Source organism: Kutzneria sp. CA-103260, from assembly GCF_018263855.1.
Lineage (GTDB): Bacteria > Actinomycetota > Actinomycetes > Mycobacteriales > Pseudonocardiaceae > Kutzneria.
Genome location: NZ_CP073318.1, coordinates 10,343,028 through 10,361,631, shown reverse-complemented (window position 1 = coordinate 10,361,631; position 18,604 = coordinate 10,343,028). Strand labels below are relative to the sequence as shown.

General features: G+C 69.5%; 20 protein-coding genes. 9 read left to right on the top strand and 11 right to left on the bottom strand.

Features of this window, described 5'->3' with window-relative positions; genetic code table 11:
• Window positions 1-69: 69 nt before the first annotated feature.
• The 3 genes from ispG to dxr all read right to left on the bottom strand — a co-directional run bounded on the left by ispG (window position 70) and on the right by dxr (window position 3,793).
• Complete coding sequence (gene ispG / locus JJ691_RS46575) at window positions 70-1,218, bottom strand: flavodoxin-dependent (E)-4-hydroxy-3-methylbut-2-enyl-diphosphate synthase (RefSeq protein WP_211765778.1); 1,149 nt, start codon at window positions 1,216-1,218, stop codon at window positions 70-72.
• A 128-nt stretch (window positions 1,219-1,346) separates the two neighbouring features.
• On the bottom strand, window positions 1,347-2,564 hold the full coding sequence (locus JJ691_RS46570; RefSeq protein WP_211765777.1) for a M50 family metallopeptidase: 1,218 nt from the start codon (window positions 2,562-2,564) through the stop codon (window positions 1,347-1,349).
• A 5-nt stretch (window positions 2,565-2,569) separates the two neighbouring features.
• Window positions 2,570-3,793: a 1-deoxy-D-xylulose-5-phosphate reductoisomerase gene (dxr, locus tag JJ691_RS46565; RefSeq protein WP_211765776.1), complete on the bottom strand. Its 1,224-nt coding sequence runs from the start codon at window positions 3,791-3,793 to the stop codon at window positions 2,570-2,572.
• A gap of 150 nt (window positions 3,794-3,943) precedes the next feature.
• Here dxr and JJ691_RS46560 point away from each other — a divergent pair, with 150 nt between their 5' ends.
• From JJ691_RS46560 to JJ691_RS46540, 5 genes are all read left to right on the top strand, one after another.
• Complete coding sequence (locus tag JJ691_RS46560) at window positions 3,944-4,210, top strand: GlsB/YeaQ/YmgE family stress response membrane protein (protein ID WP_211765775.1); 267 nt, start codon at window positions 3,944-3,946, stop codon at window positions 4,208-4,210.
• 105 nt (window positions 4,211-4,315) lie between these two features.
• On the top strand, window positions 4,316-4,576 hold the full coding sequence (locus JJ691_RS46555; protein ID WP_249227469.1) for a DUF2631 domain-containing protein: 261 nt from the start codon (window positions 4,316-4,318) through the stop codon (window positions 4,574-4,576).
• Window positions 4,577-4,783: 207 nt separating this feature from the next.
• Window positions 4,784-5,272: a beta-class carbonic anhydrase gene (locus tag JJ691_RS46550; protein ID WP_211765773.1), complete on the top strand. Its 489-nt coding sequence runs from the start codon at window positions 4,784-4,786 to the stop codon at window positions 5,270-5,272.
• Window positions 5,273-5,481: 209 nt separating this feature from the next.
• A complete protein-coding gene (locus JJ691_RS46545; protein WP_211765772.1) occupies window positions 5,482-6,552 on the top strand; it encodes a hypothetical protein in 1,071 nt (356 codons plus the stop codon).
• Window positions 6,542-7,303: a hypothetical protein gene (locus JJ691_RS46540; RefSeq protein WP_211765771.1), complete on the top strand. Its 762-nt coding sequence runs from the start codon at window positions 6,542-6,544 to the stop codon at window positions 7,301-7,303. Before JJ691_RS46545 ends, JJ691_RS46540 begins: the two co-directional genes overlap by 11 nt.
• Window positions 7,304-7,319: 16 nt before the next feature.
• Here the strand turns inward: JJ691_RS46540 and rlmN are convergent, their stop codons facing one another.
• Window positions 7,320-8,426, bottom strand: a complete 1,107-nt coding sequence (rlmN, locus tag JJ691_RS46535) for a 23S rRNA (adenine(2503)-C(2))-methyltransferase RlmN (protein ID WP_211765770.1) — start codon at window positions 8,424-8,426, stop codon at window positions 7,320-7,322.
• Between the two features lie 126 nt (window positions 8,427-8,552).
• Between rlmN and JJ691_RS46530 the strand changes: the two genes are divergently transcribed.
• On the top strand, window positions 8,553-9,200 hold the full coding sequence (locus tag JJ691_RS46530; protein ID WP_249227468.1) for a PadR family transcriptional regulator: 648 nt from the start codon (window positions 8,553-8,555) through the stop codon (window positions 9,198-9,200).
• A 12-nt stretch (window positions 9,201-9,212) separates the two neighbouring features.
• Here JJ691_RS46530 and JJ691_RS46525 read toward each other — a convergent pair whose 3' ends face one another.
• Entirely contained in the window at window positions 9,213-9,938 is a 726-nt protein-coding gene (locus JJ691_RS46525) for a class I SAM-dependent methyltransferase (protein ID WP_211772161.1), read from the bottom strand.
• A 125-nt stretch (window positions 9,939-10,063) separates the two neighbouring features.
• Here JJ691_RS46525 and JJ691_RS46520 point away from each other — a divergent pair, with 125 nt between their 5' ends.
• Window positions 10,064-10,834, top strand: coding sequence for a VOC family protein (locus JJ691_RS46520; RefSeq protein ID WP_211765769.1), 771 nt, complete (start codon window positions 10,064-10,066; stop codon window positions 10,832-10,834).
• Here JJ691_RS46520 and JJ691_RS46515 read toward each other — a convergent pair.
• A complete protein-coding gene (locus tag JJ691_RS46515; RefSeq protein ID WP_211765768.1) occupies window positions 10,831-11,850 on the bottom strand; it encodes an ROK family transcriptional regulator in 1,020 nt (339 codons plus the stop codon). The genes JJ691_RS46520 and JJ691_RS46515 overlap by 4 nt on opposite strands.
• A gap of 105 nt (window positions 11,851-11,955) precedes the next feature.
• Here JJ691_RS46515 and JJ691_RS46510 point away from each other — a divergent pair, with 105 nt between their 5' ends.
• Window positions 11,956-13,185, top strand: a complete 1,230-nt coding sequence (locus tag JJ691_RS46510; RefSeq protein WP_211765767.1) for a DUF1479 domain-containing protein — start codon at window positions 11,956-11,958, stop codon at window positions 13,183-13,185.
• Between the two features lie 115 nt (window positions 13,186-13,300).
• On the opposite strand, the gene JJ691_RS46505 is transcribed toward JJ691_RS46510, so the two are convergent.
• The 5 genes from JJ691_RS46505 to rpsB form a co-directional block, all read right to left on the bottom strand.
• Window positions 13,301-14,092, bottom strand: coding sequence for a phosphatidate cytidylyltransferase (locus JJ691_RS46505; RefSeq protein WP_442912809.1), 792 nt, complete (start codon window positions 14,090-14,092; stop codon window positions 13,301-13,303).
• A gap of 128 nt (window positions 14,093-14,220) precedes the next feature.
• Window positions 14,221-14,778 carry a ribosome recycling factor gene (gene frr / locus JJ691_RS46500; protein ID WP_211765765.1) on the bottom strand — a complete coding sequence of 186 codons (558 nt, stop codon included), beginning with the start codon at window positions 14,776-14,778 and terminating at the stop codon, window positions 14,221-14,223.
• Window positions 14,779-14,839: 61 nt separating this feature from the next.
• Complete coding sequence (gene pyrH / locus JJ691_RS46495) at window positions 14,840-15,616, bottom strand: UMP kinase (protein WP_211765764.1); 777 nt, start codon at window positions 15,614-15,616, stop codon at window positions 14,840-14,842.
• A 92-nt stretch (window positions 15,617-15,708) separates the two neighbouring features.
• Window positions 15,709-16,524 carry a translation elongation factor Ts gene (gene tsf, locus JJ691_RS46490; RefSeq protein ID WP_211765763.1) on the bottom strand — a complete coding sequence of 272 codons (816 nt, stop codon included), beginning with the start codon at window positions 16,522-16,524 and terminating at the stop codon, window positions 15,709-15,711.
• Window positions 16,525-16,618: 94 nt separating this feature from the next.
• Window positions 16,619-17,461, bottom strand: coding sequence for a 30S ribosomal protein S2 (gene rpsB / locus JJ691_RS46485; RefSeq protein WP_211765762.1), 843 nt, complete (start codon window positions 17,459-17,461; stop codon window positions 16,619-16,621).
• Window positions 17,462-17,821: 360 nt separating this feature from the next.
• Here rpsB and JJ691_RS46480 point away from each other — a divergent pair, with 360 nt between their 5' ends.
• Complete coding sequence (locus JJ691_RS46480) at window positions 17,822-18,517, top strand: M23 family metallopeptidase (RefSeq protein WP_211765761.1); 696 nt, start codon at window positions 17,822-17,824, stop codon at window positions 18,515-18,517.
• Window positions 18,518-18,604: the final 87 nt, after the last annotated feature.

Genomic DNA, 18,604 nt, shown 5'->3' with positions numbered 1-18,604 from the left:
CGGATCTTAGGCACCGGGGCAGACGACACGGGCGACGCCCTGCGGCGCCGCCCGTGTGATCGAGCGAACTCAGGATGCGGTGACGACCGGTGACGCGCCGTCCACCGGCTCCATGTCCTCGGCGATGCGCATGGCCTCCTCGATCAGGGTCTCCACGATCTGGTGCTCCGGCACCGTCTTGACGACCTGGCCCTTGACGAAGATCTGCCCCTTGCCGTTGCCCGAGGCCACACCCAGGTCGGCCTCGCGGGCCTCCCCCGGACCGTTGACCACACACCCCATCACCGCGACCCGCAGCGGCACCTCCATGCCCTCCAGACCGGCGGTGACCTCCTCGGCCAGCTTGTAGACGTCCACCTGCGCGCGGCCGCACGACGGGCAGGACACGATCTCCAGCTTGCGGGGACGCAGGTTGAGCGACTGCAGGATCTGCGTGCCGACCTTGATCTCCTCCACCGGCGGCGCCGACAGCGACACGCGGATGGTGTCGCCGATGCCCTGGCGCAGCAGCGCCCCGAACGCCACCGCGGACTTGATCGTGCCCTGGAACGCCGGGCCGGCCTCGGTCACCCCCAGGTGCAGCGGGTAGTCGCAGGACTCGGCCAACAGCTCGTAGGCCCGCACCATGACCACCGGGTCGTTGTGCTTGACCGAGATCTTGATGTCGTGGAAGTCGTGCTCGGCGAACAGCGACGCCTCCCACAACGCCGACTCGACCAGCGCCTCCGGGGTGGCCTTGCCGTGCTTCTGCAGCAGCCGCGGGTCCAGCGAGCCGGCGTTGACGCCGATGCGGATCGGCGTGCCGTGGTCCTTGGCCGCCTGCGCGATCTCGCGGACCTTGTCGTCGAACTTCTTGATGTTGCCCGGGTTCACCCGGACCGCGGCGCAGCCGGCCTCGATCGCGGCGAACACGTACTTGGGCTGGAAGTGGATGTCGGCGATGACCGGGATCGAGGACTTCTTCGCGATCGCCGGCAGCGCGTCGGCGTCGTCCTGGGACGGGCACGCCACCCGCACGATGTCGCAGCCGGCCGCGGTCAGCTCCGCGATCTGCTGCAGGGTGGCGTTCACGTCGGCGGTGAGCGTGGTGGTCATGGACTGGACCGAGACGGGGAAGTCACTGCCGACGCCGACCGAGCCGACGTGCAGCTGCCGGGTCCGCCGCCGCTCGCTCAGTACGGGAGGAGGCGTCGCAGGCATACCAAGGCTGACAACCATGCTGATCCATTCAGATCGACGGGGCCTTCTACGCCTACAACTTACCGTCTGAACGGTCCAGCAGGCGCACCACGGCTACGTGACGCTACGAACGGACACGTAGCGTCACCACCAGTTCGACCCAGCGTTTACAGATGAATCGGATTCACAATGTCCGCGGTGATGGCCAACAGGGTGTACGCGCCACCCACCAGCACCAGCAGATAGGTCAGCGGCAGCAACTTCATGTAGTCGACCGGGGCGCCGGCCGGCTTGCCCCGCCACTTGCGCACCGCGTCCCGCACCCGCTCGTACAGGTTGACCGCGATGTGCCCGCCGTCCAGCGGCAGCAGCGGCAGCAGGTTGAACACGCCGACGAAGAAGTTCAGGTTGGCCAACAGGATCACGAAGAACCACCACAGCCCGAGATCGGCCGCCTGGCCGCCGATCAGGCTGGCGCCGACCACGCTGACCGGGGCGTTCGGGTCGCGCTGGCCGCCGCCGATGGCGTTGATCAGCGCCGGGATCTTCGTGGGCAGCGCCTTGAGGCCCTCCCACACGTTGCCGAACAGCTGCCCGGTGAACTCCCCGGTCGCGCCGAAGGCGGCGATCGCGCCGTAGGTGATGGTGCTGGACGGCGACATGCCGATCGCGCCCACCGGCCCGGTCGGGTCGTTGGCGCCCAGCGGCTTGGTCGGGTCCAGGATGCGCTGCACGGTGGCCACGTCCACGGACAGCGTCAGCTGCTGGCCGCCCCGGTCGACCACGAAGGGCGTCGGGCCCTTGGCGTCACGGGTGACGTTCACCATGTCGTTGTAGGTCGGCGTGGCCTTGCCGGCGACCGACAGGATCTGGTCGCCGGGCTGCAGGCCGGCGGCCTTGGCCGGGGCCGGGTCGCTCGCCGTGCAGGGGCTGTAGTTGCCGGTGGCCGGATCCTGGGTGGCCTGCGCGCACTGGCTGATCTGGCCGACGATCGGCAGGTTCTGGGTGTTGGGCAGGCCCAGCGTGACCGCCGCCACGTACAGCACGATCAGGCCGATCATGAAGTGCGTGATCGAGCCGGCGGCCAGCACGATGACCCGCTTCCAGGTCTTCTGCCGGTAGAAGGCGCGCGGCGCGTCCTCCGGCGCGACCTCGTCCAGCGCGGTCATGCCGACGATCTCGCAGAAGCCGCCGGCCGGGATGACCTTGAAGCCGTACTCGGTCTCGCCGCGTTTGAACGACCAGATCTTCGGGCCGAAGCCGATGAAGTACCGGGTCACCTTCATGCCGAAGGCCTTGGCCGTCAGCAGATGGCCGAACTCGTGCAGGGCGACGGAGATGCCGATGCCCAGCGCGAACAGCACCACACCCAGGACGTACAGCACCTTATCTAGTCCCTTCCCGAACCGACCGGCCGCGCGACCAGCTCGCGCGCTCGCGCGCGGGCCCAGTCCTCGGCAGCCAGCACCTCGGCCACATCGGCGGGTTCCCCGCGCCACTGGTCGGCTTCGGTGAGCACCCGGTCAACAGTGTCCACGATGGAAGTGAAGGCAGCGTTGCCCGCCAGGAAGGCGGCCACCGACTCCTCGTTGGCCGCGTTGTAGATCGCCGGCAGGCAGCCGCCGGTCCGACCGGCCGAACGGGCCAGCTCCACCGCCGGGAACGTCTCGTTGTCCAGCGGCTCGAAGGTCCAACTGGCCGGGCTGGACCAGTCGCAGGCCTTGGCCGCGCCGGCGACCCGGGCCGGCCAGCCCAGGGCCAGCGAGATCGGCAGCCGCATGTCCGGCGGGGAGGCCTGGGCCAGCGTCGAGCCGTCCACGAAGGTGACCATGGAGTGGATGATCGACTGGGGGTGCACGACCACGTCGATGCGGTCGTAGGGCACGTCGAACAGCAGGTGGGCCTCGATCAGCTCCAGGCCCTTGTTGATCAGGGTGGCCGAGTTGATGGTGATCACCGGGCCCATCGCCCAGGTCGGGTGGGCCATCGCCTTCTCGACCGTCACGTCGGCGAGGTCGGCGCGCTTGCGGCCGCGGAACGGGCCGCCGGAGGCCGTCAGCACCAGGCGGGCGACCTCCTGTTCGGAGCCGCCGCGCAGGCACTGGGCCAGCGCCGAATGCTCGGAGTCCACCGGCACCAACTGGCCCGGCTTGGCCGCCTTGAGCACCAGCGCGCCGCCGGCGATCAGCGACTCCTTGTTGGCCAGGGCCAGCCGGGCGCCGGTGGCCAGGGCCTTGAGCGAGGGCTGCAGGCCCTGCGAGCCGGGCAGGCCGTTGAGCACGACGTCGACCGGTGTGGAGTCGATCAGCTCCTCGTTGGACTGCGGGCCGGCCAGCAGGCGGGGCAGCCGGAACTCGCCCTTGTCGTAGCCGCGGCGCTGGGCCTCGGCGTACAGGGCGAGCTGCACGTCCTCCACCGCCGTCGCCCTGGTCACCGCGACCGCCTCGACGCCGTGGTCGAGGGCCTGGCGGGCCAGCAGGGTCGGGTCGGAGCCGCCGGCGGAGATGCCGGCCAGGTGGAAGCGGTCTCGGTTGGCGGCGATGACGTCAAGGGCCTGGGTGCCGATCGAGCCGGTCGAGCCGAGCACGAGCACCCGCGGGTTCGCGGTGTCCATCACGACCATTCTCGCCGATTCCGGGCGGTCGGGAACAGCACAGTCGGATGATAACGAGTTGGTAAAAGGTGCGTGATGATCGTCCGCCGGGGTACATCTGTGTGGCGTACGGACCGGACAGACCGGCCGTGAGTAAAGGAGCGTGACCCTGTGGGCATCATCGCGTGGATCGTGCTCGGCCTGATCGTCGGCATCATCGCCAAGGCGATCATGCCCGGCCGCGACGGCGGCGGCATCATCCTGACCGCGGTGCTCGGCATCGTCGGCGGCTTCCTCGGCGGCTTCATCGGCCGGACCCTGTTCAACGTCAACCTCGGCGGCTTCTTCGACCTGCGCACCTGGCTGCTGGCCATCCTCGGCGCGGTCATCGTGCTGGGCGTGTTCCGACTGCTGCGCGGCAACCGGTCGCGCTCCTAGTCCCTCGCCGGACGGCGTGCCCGGCGGGCCACCCGCCTGGGCGCGCCGTCACCCCCGTATGCGACCATGGAGGGCGTTCGGACCCTCGTCAGACCAGGAGCGATCGTGGCGTCTTCGGAGTTGGAGAAGCGTCCGGGGAGCGTCGTCGACCCGCACGACGAGCCGTCGGTGGAGTGGGGCTGGCACGGCACCTTCCCCAAGGGCATCCGGATCGCCGGCTGGCTGACCGCCGTGGCCATGCTGCTGATGCTGATCGGCAACCACCGCGGGCACATCGAGGACATCTACCTCATCGCCACCGCCGCGGTGATCGTGATCGCGCTCATCGTCGACCGCATCCGCAGCCGCACCGCCTGGCGTCGCTGACCATCCCTTGGGATGGGCGGATGCGTGCTTGCGCATGCGCTGATTGGTTCAGTTCACTGACGCGATGGGCGTGACGTCGTTTGAGGCCTTCTGGCCCACCCGGCGCGTCCGTCTGTTCGACGAAGCCTGTCACTAGGCCGCGCCCCACCTGTCGTGGGCGCGGCCTACGTGTGTCTCTGTCTCCTTTTCGAGCAAAGGACCACAGGTATGTCCGTCACCGATGAACTGCTCGCCAACAACGCCGCCTACGCCTCAACCTTCACCGGGCCACTGCCCCTGCCGCCGGCCAAGCACATCGCCGTCGTCGCCTGCATGGACGCCCGGCTCAACGTCTACGCCCTGCTCGGCCTGGCCGAGGGCGAGGCGCACGTCATCCGCAACGCCGGCGGCGTCGTCACCGAGGACGAGATCCGCTCCCTGGCCATCAGCCAGCGCCTGCTCGGCACCCGGGAGATCATCCTCATCCACCACACCGACTGCGGCATGCTCACCTTCACCGACGACGAGTTCAGGGCCGGCATCCAGACCGAGACCGGCATCAAGCCCACCTGGGCAGCTGAGGCCTTCCCCGACCTCGACGCCGACGTCCGCCAGTCCGTCGCCCGCATCAAGGCCAGCCCCTTCGTCCCCCACACCGACCAGGTCCGCGGCTTCGTCTTCGACGTCGCCACCGGCCGGCTCACCGAGGTCGTCTGAGCTGTCCACTTCGGACATGAGCCGTACTCAGATGCGGCTCATGTCCTTGTGCTCCAGGGATCCAGCACCATCACGCTGGGATAGCCGGCGAGTGTCTCTCCTCCGGCAGCGGACACGGCACTTGCCGAACCAGTTCACGCAGGTCAGAGCATCATGTGACCCCATCCCCGCCGACATGACACCGAAGATGTTCGGTGTTCGGTATTGACATGACACCGAACATTTACGACCATCGGGCTGTGCCCACCGATCCGCGAACCGCGCTGGACGCCGCCATAGTGGCGTTTGCGGCAGTAGGCATCAATGCCACACCGCCAGCGGCATCCGATCCTCAAGCCGACCTGGTGCTTGATGTTCACGGAACACCGCTGGCCGTGAACATCAAGGTCGTCGCGACCGCCACGCCGGAGATCGTGGCCAAATGGCTTCGCACACCGCCGGTTGCCTCATCAGACCACGGCCCAGCATGCCTGGTCATCGCCGACCGGGTTGTCTCCGGCGCTCGGCAGCTCTTGACCGACAGCGGCTGGGGCTGGCTCGACCTGCGTGGGCATCTACGTCTGTCCAGCCCGGGTGTGCACATCGACACCAAGGTGCCCGCGACGTCTCAGCCCATGCGACCCTCGCGAGTGTTCGCCGGCAAGGTGACGCTTGAGGTCGCAGCGTCCCTACTGCTTGTTCCCGACCGACCTGCCTCGATTCGCGGACTCGCCCGCGAGCTCAGTCGGTCTCCGAGCAGCATCTCCGCCGCGGTCTCCGCATTGCAGAACGCGCAACTGGTCGACGATCGACATCTCCCGGTCGTACCCGATTTGTTCTGGGAAACGGCCGATGCGTGGCGGCCGGCCACGATCGCAGTCAGCAGAATTGACCTGCTCCATGATCCGGCGATCACCGGAGTCCTACGCACGGCCTGGGACGACGTGGTTGGCAGCAGCGGCTGGGCGCTCACCGACACGCTGGCCGCAGCCGCCTACGGCGCACCGGCGGGAGTCCGCGCCGACTATCCGCCGGACTTCTACGTCCCGGACGAGGCGATAGCTCATAGAGCCGCGACCATGCTCGGCGTTCCCACATCGGAAGCGGCCCGCGGCGCGACCCTGCACATAGCACCGGTACGCCAGGTGTGCGCAACCCGCCGGCCAGCCCGAGACGCCGCGACACGCTGGCCGCTGGCTCATCCGCTGTTCGTCGCGCTCGACCTGGCAGCCGACCCTGGCCGTGGCCGCGAGATTCTGGACGGCTGGACGCCACCTGCGGACGTGACCCGTGTCTGGTGATCCGCCCACACGGGTTGACCTGTTCGGACAGGTCACACTCGCGCTTCTGCAAGCGATTCCCGAGGTCGAGTATCGGTTGGGCCGACCCGTCACGCTCGTCGGCGGCCTGGCTGTGCTCTCTCGCCTCGGCACGGCCGCCCACCGCGTCACCACTGACGTCGACACCGTGAACCGACGCGCAGATGGCGAACGAGGCCAGTTGGAGGTCCTACTCGCCAGCGGCGCGACTGCGATCGACGGTGCCGGGGCAATGATCACCACTGAGTCCGGCGAAGTCCGAATCGACGTTCTCGAGATCAGCGAACGGGAACTCGCCGAGCTGTCGGAGGATCCTACGGACCGGCTCTACGCTCTCGCTCACGACTGGGCTCTCAGGACAGCGACACCACTCCAGATCCGCGCCGCCGCGGGTGGAACGGCCTTCGAACACTCCGTCAAGGTGGCCGAACCGGGGCCACTCATAGCCACGAAGCTCCAAGCATTGCCGAACCGCTCGAAAACCAAGGAAGCCACGGATATCCTCGACATCATCCGGCTCGCTCTCGACCCACAGACCGGTCCCGCGATTCGCAGGCAGTTGGCATTTTCCGACAGTCAGTTGAGGCATGACGCCGCCCTGCACGTCCAGGCCTGGTTCGTCGACAACGCCAGCCGGACGCTACGCCTCGTTCGAACAACCCCGGCAGGCGCCGACACTGCGTCCGACACCGTCGCTCTCGTCGGGGAACTGCTACTCGCCAGTCTGCGGTAATCGCCGCCTCAGAACCTCAACCCTCGGCGGCGAGTTGGCCGCAGGCGGCGGCAATCTCCTGGCCACGGGTGTCGCGCACGGTGCACTCCACGCCCTGATCCTTGACCCGCTGCACGAACTCGTCCTGCACGGGCTTCGGGGAGGCGTCCCACTTCGAACCCGGGGTGGGGTTGAGCGGGATCAGGTTGACGTGCGCGTACTGGCCCAGGTGCTTGTGCAGCTTCTTGCCGAGCATGTCGGCGCGCCAGCCCTGGTCGTTCACGTCGCGGATGAGGGCGTACTCGATGGACACCCGGCGGCCGGTCTTGTCGGCGTAGCCGCGAGCGGCCTGCAAAACCTCCGACACCTTCCACCTGGTGTTGACGGGGACGAGAGTGTCGCGAAGCTCGTCATCGGGGGTGTGCAGGGAGACGGCCAGCCGAACGTGCAGGCCCTCCTCGGTCAGCTTCCGAATCGCCGGCACGAGCCCGACGGTCGACACGGTGACGGAGCGCTGTGAGATACCGAGGCCGTCGGGGGCGGGGTCGCAGATGCGGTGCACGGCGTCGATCACCCGCTTGTAGTTCGCGAGCGGCTCACCCATACCCATGAACACGATGTTCGACAGGCGGCCGGGACCGCCGGGCAGCTCGCCGTCGCGCATGGCGGCGGCCGCGGCCCGGACCTGGTCGACGATCTCGGCGGTGGACAGGTTGCGGGTGAGCCCGCCCTGCCCGGTGGCGCAGAAGGGGCAGGCCATGCCGCAGCCGGCCTGGCTGGAGATGCACAGGGTGGCCCGGTCGGGATAGCGCATGAGCACGCTCTCCAGCAGCGTCCCGTCGTGCGCCCGCCACAGCGTCTTGCGGGTGGTGCCGTCGTCGCAGCTGAGCTTGCGCACCTCGGTGAGCAGGCTCGGCATCAGCTGGCCGACGAGCCGTTCCCGCGTGGCGGCCGGGATGTCGGTCATCTCGGCCGGGTCGACGGTCAGCCGGGAGAAGTAGTGGTTGGACAGCTGCTTGGCCCGGAACGGCTTCTCCCCCAGGTCGGCGACGGCCTGGGCGCGTTCGGTCGCGGACATGTCGGCCAGGTGCCGGGGCGGCATGGCGCGACGAGGGGCATCGAAGACAAGGGGGAGCGCAGTCATAACCCACCCATTCTCCCACGCCAGCGAACGTGACACGGGTCACACTATCGGCCGTTGTATCGCGATATGTCAGCGATATATCGTTAGCGTCGTCAGAACGACACACCACCCCGAAGGGAGCGCATCATGCGCAGGCATCACTCTCACTTCCAGCACGAACACGGGTTCGGCACGCTGCCGGGCTTCCCGCACCACACCCCGCCGCAGCGGCCGGAGCCGCCGATGGGCCCGATGCCCTTCGCGGCGGGCGGCCCCTGGCCGGGCGCGCTCGGCGCGATGGCCGGCTTCCGCGGCGGTCGTCGCGGCGGCCGCCGGCAGCGCCGTGGCAACGTCCGCGCGGCGGTGCTCGCCCTGCTGGCCGAGCGTCCCATGCACGGCTACGAGATGATCCAGGAACTCGGCGAGCGCACGAACGGCGTCTGGCGACCCAGCCCCGGCTCGGTCTACCCGACGCTGCAGATGCTCGACGACGAGGGCCTGATCATCGCGGACGCGGCCAGCGGCAAGAAGCTGTTCACGCTCACCGAGTCCGGCCGGGCCGAGGCGGCCAAGCTGGGCGAGGCCAAGCCGTGGGCGGACGCGGTCGGCGAGGCCGACGAGGTCCGCGAGCTGCACACCGCCCTGCGGCAGCTGTTCATGGCCGTGGAGCAGATCACCCAGGCCGGCACCGAGGACCAGAAGTCCCGCGCCGTCGACGCCATCAACGAGGCCAAGCGCCGGGTCTACGGCCTGCTCGCCGAGGACGTCGACGACGATGACACTGAGTCGATTTGATCGGCGATGTAATCACAACAGGATGATCCCGGTCGGTTTGCGCCGCACGTGCAGCCGATAGCCGACCGGGATCTCCGTGCCGGCCGTCTCCGCGATGGCCCGCTCGGCCACCTTGGCCGCGAACTCGATACGCAGCACGGCTTCCAGGTCGGCTCGCCGCTCGAACCGCCACACCGTGGCGATCCGCACGGTGCTGAATCCCTGTTCGTCGAAGAACCGTTGCACCGCAACGGGATCGTAGCCACGGACGTCATCGCACAGCCACCGTCCGTACGGCGGCGCGGCGCCGTCGAGGTCGACGATCGCCAGGGCGCCGCCCGGCCGTAACACCCGATCCGCCTCGGTCAGCCCGGGTTCACAGCCGGGCCCGAAGAAGTAGGCCGTCCGCGCGTGCACCAGATCCGCGCAGCCGTCCGACAGCGGTAGTCGCTGAGCGCCGCCCTCATGCACTCGAATGTTGTCCACGTCACGCGTGCGCGCCTTGGCCCGTTCCACCAACGGCGGGTGCGGCTCCACGCCCGTGACACTCGCGGCGTCCTGGGCGAACACCGGCAGATGGAAGCCGTCGCCACAGCCGACGTCCACGACGTCGAGCCCGCGCCAATCACACTCGGCGCGCAGCGCCCGCCAGATCTCACCGGTGCTGTCCTGAGCGCGGTTCTCCACCGCGTACAGCTCGGGCCACTGCCAGATGTTGGGGCTGGGAAGCACGTGCACGGCTGTCAGTCTGGCCCTCATCCGCGCCGCGAGCTGCGGCACCCACGTCATCCCCATGGCACAAGCCAATCATGTGGCGGCTTGCCATGGGGATGATGCTGTGTCAACTATTGACTACACGCCGTGAACACGCGAGGAGGTGCGCCATGCCGCACACCAACGGCCTCCTCTCCGGAACCCCGTGCTGGGTCGGCCTCGACAGCACGGATCCGCCCGCCAGCCGCGACTTCTACGCCGCGCTGCTCGGCTGGCGGTACACAGTGGACCAACGCGGGGGCGCCCTCGCCCACGTCGGCCCGGACGCGGTGGCCGCCGGCATCGATCCCGGGCGACGCCACGAATGGCGGCTGCACCTGGCCATCCGCAATCCCTGGATAGCCGCCGAACGGGTGCGCCAACACGGGGGCCGGGTGGTGCGCGGCCCGCTGGAGGGCCGCACCGTGATCGCCGAGGACCCCAGCGGCGGCCTGATCGCGCTGAGCGCGCCGAGACCGGATGTCACACTGGCGTACGGGATTCCGGGTTGCTTCGAGTGGGCCGATCTGAACACGCGGGACGGCCAGTTGGCGGACAAGTTCTTCCGCGGCCTGTTCGGCTACAGCCAGGGCCAGGTCGGCGACGGCGTCGACCTGGACTACACCGTCTGGTGGCTCAACGGCGAAGCCGTGCTGGGCCGATACCGGATGGGCCAGGAGTTCCCCGCCAGCACTCCGCCGCACTGGATGGTGTTCTTCCAGGTCACCGACACCGACGAAGCGGCCCGCTGCGCCCGCCGGCAGGCGGGAACCGTTGTGGTGGAACCCTTCGACTCCGCCTACGGCCGGGTCGCCGTGCTGACCGACCCGCAGGGCGCCACGTTCTCGGTGATCGAGCCGGCCGAGGAGGTGGAGGAACCGGTCGACCCGTACGACGACTAGGCCAGCAGCTGGTCGCGCCCATGGTCGACGGCCCAGGCCAGGGCGCCCCGCATCGGGGCGGCGTCGCCGAATTCGCCGGCCGCGACCCGCATCGGGGCCGGCGTCGCGCCGTCCAGCGCGGCCCGGATGTGCGGCAGGATCTCGGGATGGCCGCCCAGCGGCCCGCCGAACAGGACCAGTTCGGGGTCGAACACCGTGCACGCCGAGGCGACCGCCCGGCCGATCGCGGCCCCGAACGCCTGCTTGTCGCCGGCCAGCACGGTCGGCACGTCGATCGCCGGCGGCGTGCCGAATCCCTGACGCAGCAAGGCATCCGTCAGCGTGACGTCGTTGTCGTCCTTGAGGTAGCCGATTTCGCCGGCCAGTCCGTGGGCGCCGCGGACGAGCTGGTCGCCGAGGCAGAGGCTCATGCCGATGCCCGCCCCCACGTGCACGTAGGCGAAGCTGGCGGCCTCCTTCGCCGCGCCCTCACGCCGTTCGGCCAGCGCCGCCCAGTTGACGTCGTTGTCCACCACCAACGGCGCGTCGACGACGTCGTCGAGGCGGACGAAGCCTTCGGGGAACGGCGATCCCGACAGCGGGATCACCGCCCGGGTCGCCGGGTCGACCGGGTTGGCGACCGACACCGCCACCGCCCGCAGCGGACCGGGGGCCTCGATGCCGGCGATGGTCGTGCGGACCTTGTCGGCCAGGTCGCCCCCCGGCTCGGCCCGCCGCTCGGCGATCGCCGTCTGCCGCAGGTCGTAGGCCATGACGTGCACGCCGAACTGGTTCAGTTCGAGCGCGATGACGTGCCCGGTGTCGGCGCCCAGCTCGTAGAAGGTGGCGATCCGCCCGCGCTGGCCGGTCTCCCGTGACCCGGTCGCGGTCAGCAGCCCGGCCGCTTCCAGCCGGCGGACCGATTCGGAGATGGTCGGTCGGGAGATGCCGGTACGGTCGGCCAGGTCGACGCGGGTCACCCGGCCGTGGGCGAAGACGTCGGCCAGCACGGCCCGGTCGGTCAGCTCCCGCAGCATCTTCAGGCGCGGTAGCGGCCGGGCGGCGGCGTCTTGTGGCTGGCTGGCGATGGGGCTACCGTAGCAAAGCGTTCTAGTTAGGAGTCCTAATCAAAAGGAGCCGCCGTGGTCACCGCCCTGCCCGCCGACGTCCGCGCTGCCATCCGGGACACCAAGGCCCGGCTCCGCCGGCAGATCGGCGACGTCGCCGGCCTGTTCGCTGAGGTCGAGAAGGCGATGCTGGAAGAGGTGCACGCCGTCACGAGCGCCGGCGCCGCCGCGTTCCCCGTCGTCCAGTACGACGACGTCGCCGCCGGCACCGTCCCCACGACGGTCATGGACGCCATCCGCCGCCGTGGCTGCGCCGTCGTGCGCGGCACCTTTCCCCGTGCGCAGGCCGAATCCTGGGACGCCGAACTGGCGGATTATCTGGCCCGCAACAACTTCGCCGGCACCTATGCCGGCCCCGCCGACGACGTGTTCGGCGGCCTGTCGTCCAGCAAGCCGCAGATCTACCCCATCTACTGGTCCAGGCCCCAGCTGCAGGCTCGGCAGTCCGACCGGATGACCACCGTGCGGACGTTCCTGAACTCCTTCTGGCGCAACGAATCCGAGGGCCGCGTCTGGTTCGATCCCGCTCGGGACACCGGATACCCCGACCGGATCCGCCGCCGTGAGCCCGGCTCGTCGTCCAAGGGCCTGTCCGCGCACACCGACTCCGGCTCGGTCGAACGGTGGCTGCTGCCGGCCTACCAACGGGTTTTCCGGCACGTCCTCGCCGGCCGCTGGTCCTCCTACGATCCCTGGGATGCCGCCCACCGCACCGAGGTCGACGAGTTCGAGTCCACGGTCATGTGCTCCGCGTTCCGGACCTTCCAGGGCTGGACCGCGCTGTCCGACATGCGGCCCACCGACGGCGTGCTGCACGTCGTGCCCATTCCGTCCGCCATGGCCTACCTGCTGCTTCGGGCGCTCCAGGACGACGTCGCCGAGGACGATCTCTGCGGCGCCGCCAACGGCCGTGTCCTCGCCGTCACCGAGCAGTGGCATTCCCTCCTGCTGCCCGCCCTCACGCCCATCCCGGCCGTCGAGCCCGGCGACACCGTCTGGTGGCACTGCGACGTCATCCACTCCGTCGCCGACGTCAGCGACCAACAGCGCTGGGGCAACGTCATGTACATCCCCGCCGCCCCGCTCTGCGAGAAGAACGCCCGCTACGCCGCCGACTGCGGCCGTCACTTCCTGACCGGCACCAGCCCCGGCGACTTCGCCGCCGAGGACTACGAGGCGGCATGGCCCGACCGCGCCACCCTCGCCGACCTCACCGACACCGGCCGCGCCCAGCTAGGCCTCTAAGCAGCCCCCACCACTCCCGGGGGGCGACCCCAGACTCAGCCTACCCGCCCAACACCGTAGTCGATCTTGCACATGGGCCACCTGTGGACAACTCGAGCCCTGTGCACAACTGCCGTCACGCGGGAATGAACGTCCGCAGCAGCAGCCAGGCCACCACCGCCGAGGGCAGCAGCGAGTCCATCCGGTCCATCAGACCGCCGTGACCGGGCAGCAGATTGCCCATGTCCTTGATGCCAAGGTCCCGCTTGATCAGCGACTCCACCAGGTCCCCGACCGTGGAGGTGATCACCAGCGCCGCGCCGAGCAGCACGCCCTGCCACCACTGGCCGTGCAGCAGCAGGGTCACCGACAGGGCCGAGCCCACCATGCCAGTGAGCATCGAGCCGGCGAAGCCCTCCCACGACTTCTTCGGGCTGATCAGCGGGGCCATCGGGTGCTTGCCGAACAGCACACCGGCCGCGTAGCCGCCGGTGTCCGAGCAGACCACGCCGATCAGGAAGCACAGCGCCCGGTACACGCCGTCGTCGGGCACCACCAGCATGGCCGCGAACGACGCGAACAGCGGCACGTAGGAGGCCACGAAGATGGTCGCGGTCACGTCCCGCACGTAGCCGTCCACGCCCTCCCGGAACCGCCACACCAGGCAGGCCAGGATGGTCACCACGAACGCGGCCAGCAGGCCGACCCGCTCGAACGGCCACGACAGCCACACCATGGCCTGTCCGCCGACGAGCACCGGCACCAGGGCGACATTGATGCCGCCGGCCCGGCGCAGCGCACCGGCCAGCTCGACCGTGGAGATCGCGACCGCGACGGCCACGATCCCCACGAACAGCTTCGGCACGGTGAACAGGCACGTCAGGATGACCGCGCCCAAGCCGACACCGACCCCGATCGCGGCCCACAGGTTGCGGCCCGCCCGCGAGGACTTTGCCGGCGGCTGGTCGCCGGAGTCGCCCGCGGACGCGTCCTGGTCGTCCCGCCGGCCCCGTGTGGTCGTCACGTCCGTGAACTTCTTTCCTGCCGGCCGGTCGGTCAGACCTCCAGCAGCTCGGCTTCCTTGTTCTTGACGAGCACGTCGACCTGGCCGACGTACTTGTCGGTGAGGTTCTGCAGTTCCTTCTCGGCCCGCGCGACCTCGTCCTCGCCGGCCTCGCCGTCCTTGGCGATGCGGTCCAGCTCCTCCTTGGCCTTGCGGCGGATGTTGCGCACCGCGACCTTGGAGTCCTCGCCCTTGCTCTTGGCCACCTTGACCATCTCCCGGCGGCGTTCCTCGGTCAGCGCCGGGATCAGCACGCGGATGATCGAGCCGTCGTTGCTCGGGTTCACGCCCAGGTCGGAGTCGCGGATCGCCTTCTCGATCTCCTTGAGCTGGCTGACGTCGTACGGCTTGACGACCGCCATCCGGGCCTCGGGAATGGTGATGCCGGCGAGCTGGTTGAGCGGCGTCAGCGAGCCGTAGTAGTCGACGTGGATGCCCTGGAACATGGTGGCGGTGGCACGCCCGGTGCGGACCGAGGCGAGATGGTCCTTGGCCACGGACACCGCGGTTTCCATCTTCTCCTCGGCGTCGAGAAGGGTCTCGTCGATCACGGCTGCTCCTTAACGATGCTGCTGGCCGGTTGTGACTTTGCCGGTGCTCACGATCCCAGCGTCAGGCCGAGGGCCTGTCGTCAGGGGTGCTCACCACGGTGCCGATCCTCTCACCGCGCACCGCGCGGGCGATGTTCCCCTCGGTGAGCAGGTTGAACACGATGATCGGCATGTTGTTGTCCTTGCACAGCGCGAACGCCGTCGCGTCGGCGACCTCGAGGCCGCGCTCGAGCACCTCCTGGTGGGAGATGGTCTCGAACTTGCTCGCGTTCGGGTTGCGCCGGGGGTCGGAGTCGTAGACGCCGTCGACGGCCTTGGCCATCAGCACCACGTCGCAGCCGATCTCCAGGGCCCGCTGGGCGGCGGCGGTGTCGGTGGAGAAGTACGGCATGCCGACGCCGGCGGCGAAGATCACCACACGGCCCTTCTCCAGGTGCCGCTCGGCCCGCCGCGGGATGTACGGCTCGGCGACCTGCCCCATGGTGATGGCGGTCTGCACCCGGGTGTCAATGCCCTGCTTCTCCAGGAAGTCCTGCAGCGCCAGGCAGTTCATGACGGTGCCGAGCATCGCCATGTAGTCCGCGCGGTCCCGGTCCATGCCGCGCTGGCTGAGCTCGGCGCCGCGGAAGAAGTTGCCGCCGCCGATGACCACGGCCACCTGTGTGCCGCCGCGGACCACGTCCGCGATCTGGCTGGACACGGTGTGCACCACGTCGGGGTCGACGCCGACGGCGCCCCCGCCGAACATCTCGCCGCCCAGCTTCAGCAGCACCCGGCGGTAGCCGTCACCGCCGCCGGCCGTGGCGTCCTTGGTCGATCGGTCCTGGGTCAACGACATCGAAGCTCGCTTTCCTCTCGTCGTCCGCTGTGGTCCTGGCGTGCGAAAGCGGGGCCGCCACGTACTGTGGCAGACCCCGCCTGCGCCGGGCCTCAGCCCTGGCCCACCTCGAAGCGAGCGAAGCGAGTCACGGTGACCCCGGCCTCGTCCAGCAGGGCCTTCACGGTCTTCTTCGACTCCTGCACCGACGGCTGCTCCAGCAGCACGACGTCCTTGTAGAAACCGTTGACCCGACCCTCGACGATCTTGGGCAGGGCCGCTTCCGGCTTGCCCTCCTCGCGGGCCGTGGCCTCGGCGATGCCGCGCTCGTGCTCGACGATGTCGGCCGGCACCTCGTCACGGGTGACGTACTTGGCCTTCATCGCGGCGACCTGCATGCCGACGCCCTTGACCGCGTCACCGTCCGGGCCGGTGAACTCGATCAGCACGCCGACGGCCGGCGGCAGGTCGGCGGAGCGACGGTGCAGGTAGATGCTGGTCTGGCCGTCGAAGACGACGACCTTGGCCAGCTCCAGCTTCTCGCCGATCTTGGCCGACAGCGCCTGCACGGCGTCCGCGACGGTGCCCTCGCCCAGCTTGGCGACGGTCAGCGCGGCCACGTCGGTGGCGCCGGAGTCCTTGGCGGCGGCCACGATCTTGGCGGCCAGCTCCTGGAACTCCTCGTTCTTGGCGACGAAGTCGGTCTCGCACTGGAGCTCGATCATCACGCCGGCGTCGGCGGCGACCAGGCCGTTGGCGGTGGCCCGACCGGCCCGCTTGCCGACGTCCTTGGCGCCCTTGATACGCAGGATCTCGACGGCCTTGTCGAAGTCGCCGTCGCTCTCCTCAAGAGCCCTCTTGCAGTCCATCATGCCGGAGCCGGTGAGCTCGCGGAGTCGCTTCACGTCGGCCGCGGTGTAGTTCGCCATCGTGCGGTGTCCGTTTCCTTCTGCGGGTGCGCGCGGGTAGTGCGGTGGGCACACGCCCGCCCGCGCTGGGTGGCGCGGGCGGGCGGGTCGCCGGTCAGGACTGGGCGGTGACCTCGGTCGCGGCGGCGGCCGGGGCCTCGGCGGCGGCCGGGGCGGCTTCGGCGTTCGCGCCGACCAGGAGCTCCTGCTCCCACTCGGCCAGCGGCTCCTCGGCCGAACCCGGCTTGTCGGCGGCCTGGGTGCGAGCGCCCGAGCGGGCGATCAGGCCGGCGGCGGCGGCCTCGGCGACCACCTTGGTGAGCAGCGTCGCGGAGCGGATGGCGTCGTCGTTGCCCGGGATCGGGTAGTCGACCTCGTCCGGGTCGCAGTTGGTGTCCAGGATGGCCACGACCGGGATGTTCAGCTTGCGCGCCTCGCCGACGGCGATGTGCTCCTTCTTGGTGTCCACGATCCACACGGCGCTGGGCACCTTGGACATGTCGCGGATACCGCCGAGGGTCTTCTCCAGCTTGTCCTTCTCACGGGTGAGCATCAGGATCTCCTTCTTGGTGAGACCCTGGAAGCCGCCCGTCTGCTCCATCGACTCCAGCTCCTTGAGCCGCTGGAGGCGCTTGTGCACGGTGGTGAAGTTGGTGAGCATGCCGCCCAGCCAGCGCTGGTTCACGTACGGCATGCCGACCCGCAGCGCTTCCTGCGCGATCGCTTCCTGCGCCTGCTTCTTGGTGCCGACGAACAGGATGGAGCCGCCGTGCGCGACGGTCTCCTTGACGAACTCGTAGGCGCGGTCGATGTACGACAGCGTCTGCTGGAGGTCGATGATGTAGATGCCGTTGCGCTCGGTGAAGATGAAGCGCTTCATCTTCGGGTTCCAGCGCCGGGTCTGGTGCCCGAAGTGGACGCCGCTGTCGAGCAGCTGCCTCATGGTGACGACGGCCATGGCCGGTTGCACCTCTTGGTGTCGTGCGCGCCGGGGTGGCGCGCGGTTCGGTTGACGCAACGGGTCGGGTGACCCAGTGCCCTGGTGCCTGGCCACCGCCCGAACCCGCCGGCCGCGCTCACCTCTCGGGAGCGCCGCCTTCGGGACCGCCGGACGGCGTGCCCCTATTGATCAGGGGCAAGCGCTGGCACGCGAAGTCGACCCGCGATACACAGGTCGCGGCAGAAGTGTACGCCCGAACCCCCCGAACGCCCGAATCGGGCTCCCACTTGTCCACAGCCCCCGCCGCCCGGACCCCGTTGTCCACAAGTGGATCATCGCCCGTGGTCAGACCCGCCCCGCCCGGTCGACGCTGGCCCCATGCCCACCGCACTCGTCCTCGCGTCGCTCCTCCTGACTCTGGTCGTCCAGGCCTGGCCACCCGCACCGGCCGCCCTGGCCACCGCGCCGGCCGACCGGCCCCAATCATCGATCGCCCCCACCATCACCCGCCCCTCCCGGCCACCCATTTCCCCCGCCGCGATCGCTTTTCTCACCGCGCTGCCCTTTCCCGCCGCTCACCTTCTCCTGCCGCTCCCGGTCATCCGGGCCAAGCCGCCGCCCGCGACCACCCGCTATGACTGGCCGCTGGCCCCGCCGCATCCGGTGCTGCGCCCGTTCCAGCGGCCGAGCAGCCCCTACGGCCCGGGCCATCGCGGCGTCGACCTGGGCGCGGACGCCGGTCAGCCGGTGCTGGCGGCGGCCGACGGAGTGGTTTCCTTCGCCGGCTCGGTGGCAACCCGAGGCGTGGTGGCGGTGGCGCACGCGGGCGGCCTGCGCACCACCTACGAGCCGGTGCAGCCGGAGGTGACGGCCGGCCAGCGGGTCCGGCGGGGCGAGGAGGTGGGGCGGCTGATGCCTGGTCACGAGGAAGGCGCGGCGGCCTGCCTGCGCAGCGCTTGTCTGCACTGGGGCGCACTGCGGGGCAATGAATATCTGGATCCGTTGGGGCTGTTGTCGACGCAGCGCGTTCGACTGTTGCCATGGCGTGAACCGCCGCCTGAGGAAGTCGCCTGAATGCGCTGTCGAATTCCTGTCGGTTGCCGCCCAATTCACCCAAATCGGTCGCACACAGGAGGTTCTTAATCTGCTCCTAGGAGACTC

Bases quoted from the DNA above. Each gene is read 5' to 3' on its own strand.
- JJ691_RS46545 (WP_211765772.1), top strand. From the start codon at position 5,482: ATGACACCGAACATTTACGACCATCGGGCTGTGCCCACCGATCCGCGA.
- pyrH (WP_211765764.1), bottom strand. From the start codon at position 15,616: ATGTCGTTGACCCAGGACCGATCGACCAAGGACGCCACGGCCGGCGGC.
- JJ691_RS46480 (WP_211765761.1), top strand. From the start codon at position 17,822: ATGCCCACCGCACTCGTCCTCGCGTCGCTCCTCCTGACTCTGGTCGTC.
- rlmN (WP_211765770.1), bottom strand. From the start codon at position 8,426: ATGACTGCGCTCCCCCTTGTCTTCGATGCCCCTCGTCGCGCCATGCCG.
- dxr (WP_211765776.1), bottom strand. From the start codon at position 3,793: ATGGACACCGCGAACCCGCGGGTGCTCGTGCTCGGCTCGACCGGCTCG.
- JJ691_RS46520 (WP_211765769.1), top strand. From the start codon at position 10,064: ATGCCGCACACCAACGGCCTCCTCTCCGGAACCCCGTGCTGGGTCGGC.
- rpsB (WP_211765762.1), bottom strand. From the start codon at position 17,461: ATGGCCGTCGTCACCATGAGGCAGCTGCTCGACAGCGGCGTCCACTTC.
- JJ691_RS46530 (WP_249227468.1), top strand. From the start codon at position 8,553: ATGCGCAGGCATCACTCTCACTTCCAGCACGAACACGGGTTCGGCACG.
- tsf (WP_211765763.1), bottom strand. From the start codon at position 16,524: ATGGCGAACTACACCGCGGCCGACGTGAAGCGACTCCGCGAGCTCACC.
- JJ691_RS46525 (WP_211772161.1), bottom strand. From the start codon at position 9,938: ATGAGGGCCAGACTGACAGCCGTGCACGTGCTTCCCAGCCCCAACATC.
- ispG (WP_211765778.1), bottom strand. From the start codon at position 1,218: ATGGTTGTCAGCCTTGGTATGCCTGCGACGCCTCCTCCCGTACTGAGC.
- JJ691_RS46550 (WP_211765773.1), top strand. From the start codon at position 4,784: ATGTCCGTCACCGATGAACTGCTCGCCAACAACGCCGCCTACGCCTCA.
- JJ691_RS46515 (WP_211765768.1), bottom strand. From the start codon at position 11,850: ATGCTGCGGGAGCTGACCGACCGGGCCGTGCTGGCCGACGTCTTCGCC.